Genomic DNA, 13,467 nt, shown 5'->3' with positions numbered 1-13,467 from the left:
ATGGCGAGCGAGGTGAGCGGATCGAACATGAGGGGGCATCCTTCCGCCCTCTCATCTGCCGCCACCCGCATAGCATTTCGAGCGCGGTTCGGCGCGAACGCATAGCGCGCGCATAGCCTCTTTTCCGCGGCATCGCCCCGCGATAGCCTGCCCCAACGGGGGGATTTGAAAATGGACGGGATGCGGATCGACCGGCGCGGCGCGCTGGGACTGGCGGCGATGGGCGGTATCGGGCTGGCGCTGCCCGGCACCGTGCGCGGACAGACGATGCTGGCGACGTTCGACCCGGCGCATGTCGACTGCGTCGTCGCCGAGTTTATCCGCCGCTTCGACATTCCGGGCGTCGGCATCGCGATCGTCCGGCCGGGGGCCGAACCGTATCTGAAGGGCTACGGCGTCTGCACGCTGGGCGAGCCGGGCGCGGTCGATGCGCACACGCGGTTCGGTATCGCCTCGAACAGCAAGAGCTTCACCGCCGCGGCGATCGCGATGCTGGTCGAGGCGGGCAAGCTCGGCTGGGACGATCCCGTCCGCAAGCATATCCCCGAGTTCCGGATGAAGGACCCCGTCGCCACCGAATATCTGACGGTGCGCGAGCTCTTGGTCCACAATAGCGGGCTGGCGCTGGGTGCCGGCGACCTGATGCAGTTCCCTGCCAGCGACCGGCCGGCGAGCGACATCCTGAAGGGGCTGCCCTATTTCCCGTTCGCGCGGCAGTTTCGCACCGGCTATGCCTATGACAACGCGCTCTACGTCGTCGCGGGCCTGCTGATCGAGCGAGTGAGCGGCCAGCCGTGGCACGCCTTCATCGACGCGCGCATCCTGAAGCCGCTGGGCATGGCCGACGCTGCGCCAGCGCTGCGCTTCCTGAAGGGCGGCAACGTCGCCGGGCGCCATGCCCGGCTCGGGCCGCCGGTCCGCGGTCTCGGCAAGGTCCAGCGCGTCGCGCCGGACGAGGGGCCGATGACCGACGCGGCGGGCGGGATCAACGCCAGCGTCACCGACATCGCCAAATGGCTCCAGGTCCAGCTCGCCAAGGGCGCGCTGCCCGGCGGCGAGCGGCTATGGTCGGAGGCGTCGGCGGCGCAGATGTGGAAGCCGGTGACGCTGGTCGGCACGACCGAGGGACCGACGCGCGACTGGCCCTCGCGCGGGGTCACCGCCACCTATGCGCTCGGCTGGTTCATCCAGGACTATCGCGGCGAGCGGCTCATCAACCATTCGGGCGGGTTGTCGGGACAGGTGACGCAGACCGCGCTCATCTCGCGCCTCGGCATCGGCATCGCGGTATTCACCAATACCGAGGACGGGCCGTCGGTCGCGATCCGCAATGCGATCCTCGACCATCTGCTCGGCGCGCCCGCGTTCGACTGGGCCGGCGCCTATGCGGCAATGCGCGCGAAGAACGACGCGGAGGCGGCCGAGGGATTGGCCGGGACGACGCAGGCCCCCGCGGGCGGGCCGAGCCTGCCGCTTGCCGCCTATGCCGGGCGCTACCGCGATCCATGGTATGGCGACGTGGTGGTGGCAAAACGCGGCAACGGCCTGACGATCGACTTCGTGCCGACGCCGGTGTTCAAGAGCGCGCTGACGCCATGGGGCAAGGACGCCTTTCGCACGACCTTCAAGCCCGGCGCGGGCGAGGATGCGGTGGTCACATTTACCGTCGATGGGGACCGGGTCACGGGGGCGAAGATGAAGGCGCTCTCGCCCTATGCCGATTTCAGCTACGACTTCCACGACCTCGATTTCACGAAGGTCGGATAGGCGCCCGCTTCGTCAGCGCACCACCCGCGCGCGCCATGTCGTGATATAGTCGATGCTGCCGCGGCATTCGCCCATCTCGCTCTGCTCGATCAGGCGGAAGCGGCGGCCGTCCCAGGCGAATTGCTGGCTCACGCCACAATCGCCGATCCCGCGACCTTTGGCATAGCTCGAGAGGATACCGCGCTCGAAGCTGCCGTTGACGACGCTCGGCACTCGCGCGTCGGGATCCATGCCCGCGGGCGCGTCGGTCTGCGCCGGCCGCACCTTGCCGTCGCGGCCGATGACATAGAGCGACGAGATGAAGTTGTAAGCACCGCTGTCGCACGGCAGCAACACGAGCATCTCGCCCCCGCCGAGCGCATGGAACTCGGGAGCCGGGGGGGTGTCGTTATAGTCTGCAATTCCGCACTCAGCCGCTTTGCGCAGCGCCGCGATGCGCGTTGGCGACAGCGAACCAGCCTTTCCTGTGGCGGCAACCGCGCGCACCACGGGCAGGGCCGGCGCCGCGGCGGTGTCGGGCGCAGGCCCCTTCGCGACCAGCGCACCCAATGTCCCCGCGCGCTTCTGCTCGGCGTCGATATAGCGGAGCGCCGCCGACAGCCCTGCAAGCGAGTTGACCGCGCTCTTTTCGCCCGCGCGGATCGTCGCGCGCGTGCCGCCGGCTAGGGCGGCGGCCAGCCGGCTGGCTTCGGCCCCGGTGATCGCCTTGCCGCGCATCGTCGCCGCCGGCTTGCCGTCGATCAGGATCGCGACTGGCGGCTTCGCTTCTTCCTGTCCGGACAGGCCGATCGTCACCGCGCCGGCGGGTCCCGCCTGGCGCTCGATCGACAGCATGAACACGGGCCATTCGTCCGCTGCCCCGTCCTCCGGCGCGAGTGCCACTGCCTTGCATCGCCCGCCATTGTCGCAGCCCACCGTCCAGTCGCGATACGTCTTGAGCGCCCCCGGCTTCACCGTCTGGGCAGCGGCCGGAAGGGCGAACGTGAGCGCGGCGATGCCGGCAATTGCGCGGGTCAGCATAGCCAGTGCTTGTCCCACCCGCTAAGCGACGCGGCAATCGAAAAGACAATCCAGGAGCGAATGCGATGAAGACGATTGGCGTGATCGGCGCGGGTCAGATGGGGGCGGGGATCGCCCAGGTATCGGCGCAGGCCGGCTACCGCGTGCTTCTGTCCGACGTCGATCAGGCGCGCGCGGAAAAGGGCAAGGCGGGGATCGCCAAGCTCCTCGCCCGCGCGGTCGAGAAGGAAAAGATCAGCGCCGACGACCGCGACGCCGCGCTCGCCCGCCTCGAATGTGTCGGCGGGGTCGAGGCGATGGGGGCATGCGACCTCGTCATCGAGGCGGCGACCGAGAAGGAGGCGATCAAGCGCCAGATCTTCGAGAATGTCGGCCGGGTGCTGTCCGACACCGCGATCCTTGCGTCCAACACCTCGTCGATCCCGATCACGCGGCTGGCGCAGGCGTCGCCCGATCCGGCGCGGTTCATGGGCGTCCATTTCTTCAATCCCGTGCCGGTGATGGGGCTGATCGAGCTCATCCGCGGCCTCGCCACCGCCGACGCGACCGTGGCGGCGGTCGAGGCGTTCGGGCGGAGCCTGGGCAAGGAGATCGTCCATGCGAACGACGCGCCGGGCTTCATCGTCAACCGCGTGCTCTTGCCGATGTTGAACGAAGCGTGCTTCGCGCTGGGCGAGGGCGTCGCGACGATCCGCGACATCGACACTGCGGTGAAGCTAGGCCTCAACCACCCGATGGGGCCGCTGACGCTGGCCGACTTCATCGGCCTCGACACCTGCCTCGACATCTGCCGCGTGCTGTTCGAGGGGACGGGCGACCCCAAGTTCCGCCCCGCGCCGCTGCTCGTCAAATATGTCGAGGCCGGCTGGGTCGGCAAGAAGTGCGGCCGCGGCTTCTACGACTGGACGGGGCCCGAGCCCGTGCCGACGCGCTAGGCCCTTGTCGGCGTCGCCCCGTCGCGGTATCGGCGGGGCAGCGAGCGGGTATAGCACAATGGTAGTGCAGCAGCCTTCCAAGCTGAATACGCGGGTTCGATTCCCGCTACCCGCTCCAGCCGCCGTAGCGAATTAGCGAAGCTAATCCGCGAAGATCGGCGGCGCGGCCGGCGCCCGAAGGGCGATCGACGACGCGGCTCCGCCGCGGCGGCCCCCTCAAGAAACCGGCGGCGGCACCAGCCCCCAGGCCTGCATCACTGCCGCCTGCACCAGCATCACCGCCAGCCAGTGCGCGCAATCCGTCCCTATCGCGCCCCATCGCACGCTGCGCACCCGCTGCGTCACGATCAGCGCTGGGACGACGAAGCCGATCCAGATCACGAACGCGCTGCCCAGCGCCATCGTCCATGCGCTCCCCCGCGGCGGCGCGAGGATCAGGGCGCCGGCAAGGATCGAGGCGAGCCAGAACTCCGCCACCAGCGCGAACGGCAGCAGCCGGCGGAGTGCCGCATCGCTGGCCGCGCGGCGCCAAAAGACCGCGCCGATGGCGAGCCCGGCAAGGGTGGCGATCAGGATCGGGACCAAATTGAGCGCGATGTAGATCATGCCGTTGCTCCCGTTCCCAATCGCCCGCCCGGTCAGATCGCCGCCAGTGCCTGTTCGAAGTCGGCGATCAGGTCGTCGGCATCCTCGACGCCGATCGAGATGCGCACGAGATTGTCGGTGATGCCGAGCGCCGCCTTGCGCGCGTCGGGCACCGACAGGTGCGTCATCGCCGCCGGGGCCGAGGCCAGCGTCTCCGTCCCGCCGAGGCTGACGGCGAGCTTGGCGATCTTGAGCGCGTCGAGGAAGGCGAACGCCTCGCGCTCGCCGCCCTTCAGGTACAGCGAGAAGGTCGAGCCTGCACCGGTGCAGTGGCGGGCATAGATGTCCGCCTGGCGGTCGTCCTTGAGAAAGCCCAGATAGCCGACGCGCTCGACCTTGGGATGGCCGTTCAGCCATTCGCAGACCTTGGCCGCATTCTCGCCCGCGCGGCTCATGCGCAGCTCCAGCGTCTCGAGGCTGCGCAACAGCATCCAGGCGGTATTGGGATCGAGGATGGTGCCCAGCGTGTTCCGGATCGCGCGCACCGTATCCATGTGCTTGCGCGAGCCGAGCACGCCGCCTGCCACGAGGTCGGAGTGCCCGCCGACATATTTCGTGAGGCTGTAGACGACGAGGTCGGCACCATGCTTCAGCGGCTGCTGCCAAAGCGGGCCGAGGAACGTGTTGTCGATCGCGATCGGCGGCTTTTCCGCCGCATCACCGAACACCGCGTCGCGCGCCGCCGCAACGGCCTCGACATCCACCAGCACGTTGGTGGGGTTGGCGGGGCTTTCGAGATAGATGAGCGGCACGCGGCCCTTGGCCTTGGCCCGTTCCAGCACCGCCTCGATCTCGGGCTGCGTGGCGCCCGCCGGGAAGTCGAGCCACTCGACGCCGAACTTGCCCAGCAGGCGGGCGATCATCGTCTCGGTCGCCGCATAGAGCGGGCCGGAATGGACGATCACGTCGCCCGGCTGGACGAAGGCGAGGAACAGCGTGCCGATCGCCGACATGCCCGAGGAAAAGGTCAGCGCATCCTCGGCATCTTCCCAAACGCCCAGCCGATCCTCCAGGATCTCCTGATTGGGGCCGTTGAAGCGCGAATAGACGAGGCCTTCGGCCCCGCCCGGCCGCTTGCCCGTCACGCCCTCGAAATGCCGCTTGCCCGCGGCGGCATTGGGGAAGACGAAGGTCGAGGTGAGGAAGACCGGCGGCTTCAGCGATCCCTCGGACAGCGCCGGGTCGAAGCCGTGGCCCATCATCAGCGTCGAAGGCTTCAAGCGGCGATTGCCGATCGTCTCGACCGCGGGCTTGGGGTTGTGGCGGCCGTTTTCGGCGGGGACGCCGGTCAGGTCGGCTTCGGTGGGTTCGCTCACGGCAGGCTCCTTGGTATCTGTTGAAACCATCCTAGCGCGCCGGGGGCGGTTCGATCAAATCAAACCGATCAGGCTGATCTGGCGGCCATAGTCGAGCTCGCCCCGGTGCGTCGCGCGGCGGAAGCTGAAGAACCGATCCTCGTCGGCGTAGGTGTCGAGGCCCAGCGTCTCCACCCGGCCGATCCCCGCGACGGCGAGGCGGGCGGCGACATAGCCCTCGAGGTCGAACTGGAAATGCCCCTCGCGACGCCCATCGGTAAAGAAGCGTTCGTTCTCCGGGTTTTCGGCGCCGAACCGGTCGGTGAATCCGGCATCGACCTCATAGCTCGCGCGCGCAATGCACGGGCCGATCGCGGCGGCGATGCGGGTGCGGTCGGCGCCGAGCGCTTCCATCGCGGCGATCGTGGCGTCGGTGACGCCGCCGATCGCGCCCTTCCACCCGGCATGCGCGGCCCCCACCACACCCGCCTCGCGATCGGCGAACAGGACGGGCGCGCAGTCGGCGGTGAGGATGCCGAGGAGCAGGCCGGGGGTGCGCGTCACCAGCGCGTCGGCCTTTGGCCGGTCGCCGGGGAAGGGGGCATCGACCGTCACCACGTCGGGAGAATGTACCTGATGCACGGTGACCAGTGCCGCGCCGGGCAGCACCGCTGTAGCGGCAAGCGCACGGTTGCGGGCGATCGCGTCGCGCTCGTCGCTCGACCCGGTGCCGACGTTGAGGCCGGCATGGATCCCCGTCGACACGCCGCCGCGCCGGCCGAGAAAGCCGTGCGAGACACCGTCCAACGCGGCGGCGCGGATCACCTCGATGCTCACAGCGTCAACCGCATGACGACGTCGTGATCCTCGTGGTTGCCGACCTTGAAGATATAGTCGCCGACCTTCACGAACCCCAGCCGGTCGTAGAAGCGGCGCGCGCGGTGGTTGTCGATGTAAACGCTCAAGTAGAGCTCATCGCCAAGGCCCTGCGCCGTTGCCAGCACCCAATCCATCAGCCGCTTGCCCACGCCGTCGCCATGATGCGCCGACAGGACGTAGAGCTGGTGGAGGCACGGGGCGGCGGGGTCGAAGCCCTCGAAATAATTGCCGCCGATCTTGGCGAACCCGACCGGCTGTCCCTCGATCAGCGCGAGGTGGATGCGGTACGCCGGGTCGGCAAGCTGCCGCGCATAGGCCGCGGGTGACATCGCCATGTCGAGGAACGCGTCGAGGTCGACGGGGGCATAGAGCGGGCCGAACGTCTCGATGAAGCTCTGCTGCGCCATTGCCGACAGCGCCTCGGCATCGTCGGGGCGGGCGTCGCGATAGGTGATCATGCGGCGAACCCCTCGGGCATCGGCCAGCCGGGTGCGGTAACGGCGATGACCTTGAAGAGCTCACCCATCTGGTCGGCGCCGGTCAGGCGGGCGCGGTCGGTCTCGATCCCCGCGGCCTTTTCGGGTGCGGCGGCGGCGAGGGCGGCGGCGCGCGGGCCGATGCCGAGCGCCTCGAGGAACGCGCCCTGGCCGACGGGGCCATGGACGACCGCGCCCTCGGCGCGCGCCGCCTCTGCCAGCGTGCCGAAATCGACGTGCGCGGTGAGGTCGCGTTCGCCCGGATCCTCGAACGGGTTGGCGAACTTGTGCCCGCTGACCGCCTGCAACGTGTCGCCGACCAGCGGGCCGTCATAGCCATAGTCGATGACGATCGCCGCACCGCCCTGTGCGACGATCCGGCGGGCGAGGACGCGCATCACCGCGACGCTGGCGGGGCTGGTTTCGAGGATCGAGCCGTTCGGCGCACCCCTCAATGGCACGGGCACGATCGGATCGAACACGGTGTTGCCGACGACGGGCAGGAACAGCGTGTCCTGACACGCGACCAGCCGCTCGCGCCAGCCCTCCGCCGTCTTGACGAGCTGGCGGATGGGCAGCGCGTCGAAGAACTCGTTGGCGACGACCAGCAATGCGCCGTCGTCGGGTACGCCGAGCAGGTCGAGGTGCCATTCGGCGTTCGGCACCGCCGCGGCCTGCTTCTCGCGCAGCGTCCCCGATGCCTCGATCAGGTGGACGGGGGGCTTGAGCCCCACCGTCGCCATCGCGCGCAGCGCATCGGCGGCGAGCGTCCCGCGGCCGGGGCCGTATTCGACGTATCGCGCCGGCGGCTGTCCCGCGCGGTGCCACAGGTCGGTGAGCGCGAGGCCGACGAGCTCGCCGAACATCTGGCTGATCTCGGGCGCGGTGGTGAAGTCGCCGCGCGCGCCCAGCGGATCGCGCGTGTCGTAGTAGTGCGTGTTCGCCGCCGCCATGAACTGCGACAGCGGGATCGGCCCGCCGAGCGTGATCGCGCGCGCGATCCGCTCGGGCAGGGGGCCGTCCGGGTGTGCGTCGCTCACGTCAGGCGATACTCTCGCCGACGATCGGCTCGACGCGCTGCCGCCGCCCCTTCGACGTGGCGACCAGATAGAGCCCGCCGAGGATCATCGGCATGCACAGATACTGGCCCATGTTGAGGCCGGTCATGTCGTGGAGCCACATCAGCTGCTCGTCCGCTTCGCGGAAAAACTCGACGAAGAATCGCGCCGATCCGTAGCCGAGCAGGAAGATGCCGACCAGCCGGCCGGGATAGTAGCGCGCGTTCGTCCGCCAGAAGAAGAAGGCGAGGAGCAGAAGCAGCACGATCCCCTCCAGCCCCGCCTCGTAAAGCTGGCTCGGGTGGCGCGGCACGTCCATGCCGGTGCGCGGGAAGACGATCGCCCAGGGCACGTCGGTCGGCCGCCCCCACAATTCGCCGTTCACGAAATTGGCCAGCCGCCCGAAGAACAGCCCGATCGGCACGACGCAGGCAACGTAATCGTGGATGCGAAGCCAGTTCAGCCCGTGCTTCCTTGCCATCAGGATGATGCCGATCGTGACACCGATGACGCCGCCATGGAACGACATGCCCCCGTCCCACAGCCGCAGGATGCTGAGCGGCTTGGCAAACAGGTCGGGGCGGTAGAACAGGATATAGCCCAGCCGCCCGCCCGCGATGATGCCGATCGTCGCATAGAAGACGAGGTCGTCGGCATGCCGCCGTGCCATGGGGGCGCCGGGCCGGTCGATCAGCTTCAGGAGGTAGAACCAGCCGAGCAGGATCCCCGCGATATAGGCGAGCGAATACCATTTGAGCTGGAAGAAGCCGAGGTCGAGCGCCACCGGATCGAGCCCCAGCGACCGATAATCGAGATAGCCGCCGGCAGCGGCAAGCGTGGTTACTAGCAAGCGGCGGGTCCTTCGCGAGCGATGCGTGCGGAGGGTGCTTTAGGGGGAATGGGGGGGCGTGTCATGGGGGGATGGGTCACTGCTCGCGAACGGAAGTGCTTCGCGCCCGACGGATTTCGCTTATGACATACTGGCCCACGACCAAAGCACCTGCTGGAGCAAACAGTTGCCCATTCCCGACTATCAAGCGCTGATGCTGCCCGTCCTGAAGATTGCGGCAGCGGGCACAACGAGGGTTCCAGAAGCTGCGGATAAAATAGCAAGCGCTTTGGGACTGACCGAGGCCGAGCGTGAGGAGCTTTTACCCAGCGGTAAGCAGCGGGTCCTGCATAACCGTATCCACTGGGCGAAGTTTTACATGGGCAAGGCGGGCTTGATCGACAGCCCGACCCGCGGGAAGTTCGTTGCCAGTGAAGCTGGCTTGGCTCTTATCGGGAGCAATCCCGCAACTTTGAACGTCGAGCGCCTAAAGGCCTATCCCTCGTTCCTTGAGTTTTACGTCAAGAGCACGGACCTGACAGGAGCTTCTGAGCAGCCGGCTGCTCAGGCGGCAAAAAAGTTCTGAGATTACCCCGGAAGAGCAGATTGATGCCGCTTATGGCGTGCTGCATGCCGCCTTGAAGGCGGAGCTATTACAGCGGATTTTGAACCAGACCCCGGCATTCTTTGAGCGCGTCATAGTCGAGCTTCTAGTGGCGATGGGCTATGGGGGAAGCCACGATCAAGCAGCGCTCCAACTCGGCAAGAGTGGCGATGGCGGGGTTGATGGTGTGATCGACGAAGATCGTCTTGGTCTTGATCGCATCTATGTGCAAGCCAAGCGCTACGCCCCGCATGTCGCCGTCGGGAGGCCTGAGATACAGGGTTTCGTCGGGAGCCTAGTGGGTTTGGGCGCGACAAAGGGCGTATTCGTCACCACATCGACGTTCAGTTCGCCTGCGGTGGACTATGCTCGTCACCTGTCTCAACGAGTTATCCTGATAGACGGCGCGCGCCTAACCGAGCTCATGGTTGAGCATGGTGTTGGCGTCCGAGTGAACAGGACCGTGGCCGTCAAACGGTTGGACGAGGACTTCTTCATCGAAGAATAGGTTCAAACCTCCCCCAGCAACGCCTTCGCCTCCTCCCCCGTCCACTCCATCGCCCCGGCCACGCGCCACACCTCTTTCCCGTCCTTGTCGTAGAGAATCGTCGTCGGCAGGTTCACCCCCATGCCGGTGGTGAAGCGCAGGTCGCTTTCCGACCACGGCTCGATCTTCGTGAAGCCGGCCTTCTTGAAATAGGGCACCACCTTGGCCGGGCCGTCGAGGTCCTGCGAAATCGTCAGCACTTCGATCCGGCCGCTCTCGCGCTTGGCCAGCGCTTCCAGCGTCGGCATTTCCTTGATGCAGGGCGCGCACCAGGTGGCCCAGAGGTTCACTAGCACCGGCTTGCCCTTATAGTCGGCGAGCGTCTTCTTCACCCCCTCGGGATCGGCGAAAGGATAGTCGGGGGCGGCTTCGCCCTTGTGACTGCGGTCGACCTTGCCGCTGGCGGGGGTCGCGGCGGCGGTCGCGTTCGACGGGGCGGCGGCGTTGCCTTGCCCGTCCGCGGGGGTTTGCGTATCGCACGCGCCGACGATTGCCGCGAGCGGGAGAAGTACGATTAGCGAGCGCAAGGACAGCTCCAATCAGATGTGGGGCGGGCGGTTCGCCGAAGGCCCCTCCGCAGTGATGCGCGAGATTAACGCCTCGATCCCGTTCGACAAGCGGATGTGGCGCCAGGATATCGCCGCGTCGAAGGCGCATGCGGCGATGCTGGGCGCGCAAGGGATCGTCGCGGCTGAGGACGTAGCGGCGATCCTCGACGGGCTCGACGCGGTGGCGGCGGACTACGAACGCGACGGGCCGGCGAACGACCTCGCGCTCGAGGATATCCACATGCAGTCCGAAGCGCGGCTGGTCGACAAGATCGGGCCGGCCGCGGGAAGGCTGCATACCGCGCGCAGCCGCAACGATCAGGTCGCGACCGACTTCCGCCTGTGGACACGCGATGCGATCGACGAGGTGCTGGCGGCGCTGGCCGGGCTTCAGGACGCGCTGCTGGCGCGGGCGGAGGAGCACGCCGCCGACGTGATGCCGGGCTTCACACATCTCCAGTCCGCACAGCCGGTGACGCTCGGCCATCACCTGATGGCGTATCATGCGATGCTGGCGCGCGACTTCAGCCGCTTTACCGATGCGCGCGCGCGGATGAACGAATGCCCGCTGGGCTCGGCGGCGCTCGCCGGCACGGGCTTCCCGATCGACCGGGAGGCGACGGCGGCGGCGCTCGGCTTCGACCGGCCGATGGGCAATTCGCTGGACGGGGTGAGCGACCGCGACTTCGCGCTCGATTACCTGACCGCCGCGACACAATGCGCGCTGCACCTCAGCCGGCTGGCGGAGGAGTTCGTGCTCTGGGCCTCGCAGCCCTTCGGCTTCGTCGCCCTCAGCGATCAATGGTCGACGGGCAGCTCGATCATGCCGCAGAAGCGCAATCCCGACGCGGCCGAGCTGGTGCGCGGCCATGCGGGGCGGATCATGGGCTGCATGACCGCGCTGATGGTCACGATGAAGGGCCTGCCGCTCGCCTACTCGAAGGACATGCAGGACGACAAGCCGCCGGCGTTCGAGGCGCATGACCTGATCGGGCTGTGCCTCGCGGCGATGACGGGGATGGTGGAGAGCGCCACGTTCCGCACCGACCGGATGCGCGCGGTCGCCGATGCGGGGTTCGCGACCGCCACCGACCTGGCCGACTGGCTGGTGCGCGAGGGCGGACTGCCGTTCCGCGAGGCGCATCACGTCACCGGCCGGGTCGTGGCGCGGGCCGAGGCGCTGGGCGTGAAGCTGGAGGCGATGCCGATCGAGGAACTGACCGCGATCGACGCGCGGATCACGCCGGCAGTGTTCGACGTGCTCTCCATCGACGCCTCGGTCGCCAGCCGGCGCAGTTTCGGCGGGACGGCACCCGAACGCGTACGCGAGGCCATTGCCCGCGCCCGCGCAACAGGCGACAAGACGTGATGCGCGCGCTGATCCTCCCCGTCCTGATCCTGTCGCTGGCCGGTTGCGGCGCGCGGGGCAAATTGAAGCTGCCCGATGGCGAGGCGCCGCCGCCCCCCGCCTATGGCGCGACCGTCACGCCGACGCCCGAGGCACTGACGACGCCCACGACGCAGCAGCGCCCGCAGCGCAGCGACGAGATCCTGCGCAATTCGGAAGAGCGGCCGAACGACCCCTTCCAGTTGCCGCCCCAACACTGATGGACCATTTCCAGCACCGGAACGGCGCGCTGTTCGTCGAGGATGTGAGCGTCGAGGCGATCGCCGAGGCGGTCGGTACGCCCGTCTACATCTATTCGCGCGCGACGCTGGAGCGGCACGCCCAGGTGTTCCGCGAGGGGCTGTCGGGGGTTGCCGACAAGCACATCGCCTACGCGGTCAAGGCGAACCCCAACCTGGCCGTGCTGCGTGTGCTGGCGAAGGCGGGCTACGGCGCCGACGTGGTGTCCGGCGGCGAGATGGCGCGCGCGGTGGCGGCGGGGATGGCGCCGGGCGACGTCGTGTTCTCCGGCGTCGGTAAGACGCGTGCGGAACTCGTGCAGGGGCTGGAGACCGGCATCGGCCAGTTCAACCTCGAGCTCGAGGAGGAGGGTCATGTCCTCGCCGCGCTGGCGGCAGAACGGGGACTGAACGCGCCCGCGGTGCTGCGCGTCAACCCCGACGTGGATGCGGGCACGCATGCCAAGATCTCGACCGGCAAGGCGGAGAACAAGTTCGGCGTCGCGATCGGCGAGGCGCCGGGCATCTTCGCCCGCCTCGCCGGCAAGCCCGGCATCGAGCTGCGCGGGATCGCGGTGCATATCGGCAGCCAGCTCGGCGACCTCGCCCCGCTGGAGGCGGCATACCGGCGCGTGGGAGAGATGGTGGCGACGCTGCGCGCCGGCGGCCACCGGATCACGCATGTCGACCTGGGCGGCGGGCTCGGCGTCCCCTATCGCCCCGGTGAGACGATGCCGTCGCCCGCGGCGTTCGGTCAGATGGTGGCGCGCGTCACCGTGGGCTGGAACGTGAAACTGATGTTCGAGCCCGGGCGCGTCATCGCGGGCAATGCCGGTGTGCTGCTGACGCGCGTCGTCTGGGTCAAGCCGTCGGGCGGCAACCCCTGGGTGATCGTCGATGCGGCGATGAACGACCTTGCCCGTCCGGCGCTCTACGATGCGTATCACGATTTCGTCGCGGTGCGGCCGAGCGGGGATCGCATCGTTGCCAACATCGCCGGCCCAGTGTGCGAAAGCGGCGACACCTTTGCCAAGGCGCGCGAGATCGACGCGGTGGCGGCGGGTGACCTCGCCGTGTTCCGCACCGCTGGCGCGTACGGCGCGACGATGGCGAGCACCTACAACAGCCGGGCGAAGGTGCCCGAGGTGCTGGTCGACGGCGACCGCTTCGCATTGGTGTCCGACCGGATCGACCCCGCCGCGCAGATGGCGGGCGAGACGGTGCCGGACTGGCTCTGA

Annotated in this window: 15 protein-coding genes and 1 tRNA gene; 8 read left to right on the top strand and 8 right to left on the bottom strand. The window is 68.2% G+C overall.

Going from position 1 to position 13,467, the window contains the following annotated elements; genetic code table 11:
• Window positions 1–171: 171 nt before the first annotated feature.
• Window positions 172–1,767 carry a serine hydrolase gene (locus FHR19_RS16950; RefSeq protein ID WP_184030995.1) on the top strand — a complete coding sequence of 532 codons (1,596 nt, stop codon included), beginning with the start codon at window positions 172–174 and terminating at the stop codon, window positions 1,765–1,767.
• A 12-nt stretch (window positions 1,768–1,779) separates the two neighbouring features.
• Here the strand turns inward: FHR19_RS16950 and FHR19_RS16945 are convergent, their stop codons facing one another.
• Entirely contained in the window at window positions 1,780–2,787 is a 1,008-nt protein-coding gene (locus FHR19_RS16945) for a DUF1176 domain-containing protein (protein ID WP_184030993.1), read from the bottom strand.
• A gap of 65 nt (window positions 2,788–2,852) precedes the next feature.
• Between FHR19_RS16945 and FHR19_RS16940 the strand changes: the two genes are divergently transcribed.
• Both FHR19_RS16940 and FHR19_RS16935 read left to right on the top strand, forming a co-directional pair.
• Window positions 2,853–3,722, top strand: coding sequence for a 3-hydroxybutyryl-CoA dehydrogenase (locus FHR19_RS16940; protein WP_184030991.1), 870 nt, complete (start codon window positions 2,853–2,855; stop codon window positions 3,720–3,722).
• 44 nt (window positions 3,723–3,766) lie between these two features.
• Window positions 3,767–3,840 (top strand) — tRNA-Gly (locus tag FHR19_RS16935).
• Window positions 3,841–3,938: 98 nt separating this feature from the next.
• Here the strand turns inward: FHR19_RS16935 and FHR19_RS16930 are convergent.
• From FHR19_RS16930 to lgt, 6 genes are read right to left on the bottom strand one after another with little or no spacing between them, the layout of a single operon-like run.
• Window positions 3,939–4,328 carry a hypothetical protein gene (locus FHR19_RS16930; protein ID WP_184030989.1) on the bottom strand — a complete coding sequence of 130 codons (390 nt, stop codon included), beginning with the start codon at window positions 4,326–4,328 and terminating at the stop codon, window positions 3,939–3,941.
• Between the two features lie 32 nt (window positions 4,329–4,360).
• Entirely contained in the window at window positions 4,361–5,713 is a 1,353-nt protein-coding gene (locus FHR19_RS16925; protein ID WP_184030987.1) for a cystathionine gamma-synthase family protein, read from the bottom strand.
• A gap of 24 nt (window positions 5,714–5,737) precedes the next feature.
• Window positions 5,738–6,499, bottom strand: coding sequence for a peptidoglycan editing factor PgeF (gene pgeF / locus FHR19_RS16920; protein WP_184030985.1), 762 nt, complete (start codon window positions 6,497–6,499; stop codon window positions 5,738–5,740).
• Window positions 6,496–6,999: a GNAT family N-acetyltransferase gene (locus tag FHR19_RS16915; protein WP_184030983.1), complete on the bottom strand. Its 504-nt coding sequence runs from the start codon at window positions 6,997–6,999 to the stop codon at window positions 6,496–6,498. Before FHR19_RS16915 ends, pgeF begins: the two co-directional genes overlap by 4 nt.
• Window positions 6,996–8,057 (bottom strand): class I SAM-dependent methyltransferase, encoded by a 1,062-nt coding sequence (locus FHR19_RS16910; RefSeq protein WP_425505980.1) that lies wholly within the window; start codon window positions 8,055–8,057, stop codon window positions 6,996–6,998. The genes FHR19_RS16915 and FHR19_RS16910 overlap by 4 nt, the downstream gene beginning before the upstream one ends.
• Before the next feature lies 1 nt (window position 8,058).
• Window positions 8,059–8,925 carry a prolipoprotein diacylglyceryl transferase gene (lgt, locus tag FHR19_RS16905; protein ID WP_184030981.1) on the bottom strand — a complete coding sequence of 289 codons (867 nt, stop codon included), beginning with the start codon at window positions 8,923–8,925 and terminating at the stop codon, window positions 8,059–8,061.
• 166 nt (window positions 8,926–9,091) lie between these two features.
• On the opposite strand from lgt, the gene FHR19_RS17795 reads away from it, so the two are divergent.
• Window positions 9,092–9,490, top strand: a complete 399-nt coding sequence (locus tag FHR19_RS17795) for a winged helix-turn-helix domain-containing protein (RefSeq protein ID WP_246359609.1) — start codon at window positions 9,092–9,094, stop codon at window positions 9,488–9,490.
• 37 nt (window positions 9,491–9,527) lie between these two features.
• Window positions 9,528–10,016 carry a restriction endonuclease gene (locus FHR19_RS17790; RefSeq protein ID WP_343053321.1) on the top strand — a complete coding sequence of 163 codons (489 nt, stop codon included), beginning with the start codon at window positions 9,528–9,530 and terminating at the stop codon, window positions 10,014–10,016.
• 2 nt (window positions 10,017–10,018) lie between these two features.
• Here FHR19_RS17790 and FHR19_RS16895 read toward each other — a convergent pair whose 3' ends face one another.
• Entirely contained in the window at window positions 10,019–10,582 is a 564-nt protein-coding gene (locus tag FHR19_RS16895; protein ID WP_343053320.1) for a TlpA family protein disulfide reductase, read from the bottom strand.
• A gap of 16 nt (window positions 10,583–10,598) precedes the next feature.
• Between FHR19_RS16895 and argH the strand changes: the two genes are divergently transcribed.
• Genes argH through lysA form a run of 3 tightly spaced genes read left to right on the top strand, consistent with a single transcriptional unit; the run spans window position 10,599 to window position 13,467 of the window.
• Entirely contained in the window at window positions 10,599–11,972 is a 1,374-nt protein-coding gene (gene argH, locus FHR19_RS16890) for an argininosuccinate lyase (protein WP_184030979.1), read from the top strand.
• Entirely contained in the window at window positions 11,972–12,211 is a 240-nt protein-coding gene (locus tag FHR19_RS16885; RefSeq protein ID WP_184030977.1) for a hypothetical protein, read from the top strand. The genes argH and FHR19_RS16885 overlap by 1 nt, the downstream gene beginning before the upstream one ends.
• On the top strand, window positions 12,211–13,467 hold the full coding sequence (lysA, locus tag FHR19_RS16880; RefSeq protein ID WP_184030975.1) for a diaminopimelate decarboxylase: 1,257 nt from the start codon (window positions 12,211–12,213) through the stop codon (window positions 13,465–13,467). The genes FHR19_RS16885 and lysA overlap by 1 nt, the downstream gene beginning before the upstream one ends.

Origin of the sequence: Sphingomonas yantingensis (assembly GCF_014199325.1) — a bacterium.
Lineage (GTDB): Bacteria > Pseudomonadota > Alphaproteobacteria > Sphingomonadales > Sphingomonadaceae > Sphingomonas > Sphingomonas yantingensis.
This window is presented reverse-complemented; position numbering and strand designations above follow the sequence as displayed.

Bases quoted from the DNA above. Each gene is read 5' to 3' on its own strand.
- FHR19_RS16950 (WP_184030995.1), top strand. From the start codon at position 172: ATGGACGGGATGCGGATCGACCGGCGCGGCGCGCTGGGACTGGCGGCG.
- FHR19_RS16945 (WP_184030993.1), bottom strand. From the start codon at position 2,787: ATGCTGACCCGCGCAATTGCCGGCATCGCCGCGCTCACGTTCGCCCTT.
- FHR19_RS16940 (WP_184030991.1), top strand. From the start codon at position 2,853: ATGAAGACGATTGGCGTGATCGGCGCGGGTCAGATGGGGGCGGGGATC.
- FHR19_RS16930 (WP_184030989.1), bottom strand. From the start codon at position 4,328: ATGATCTACATCGCGCTCAATTTGGTCCCGATCCTGATCGCCACCCTT.
- FHR19_RS16925 (WP_184030987.1), bottom strand. From the start codon at position 5,713: ATGGTTTCAACAGATACCAAGGAGCCTGCCGTGAGCGAACCCACCGAA.
- FHR19_RS16915 (WP_184030983.1), bottom strand. From the start codon at position 6,999: ATGATCACCTATCGCGACGCCCGCCCCGACGATGCCGAGGCGCTGTCG.
- argH (WP_184030979.1), top strand. From the start codon at position 10,599: ATGTGGGGCGGGCGGTTCGCCGAAGGCCCCTCCGCAGTGATGCGCGAG.
- FHR19_RS16885 (WP_184030977.1), top strand. From the start codon at position 11,972: ATGCGCGCGCTGATCCTCCCCGTCCTGATCCTGTCGCTGGCCGGTTGC.
- lysA (WP_184030975.1), top strand. From the start codon at position 12,211: ATGGACCATTTCCAGCACCGGAACGGCGCGCTGTTCGTCGAGGATGTG.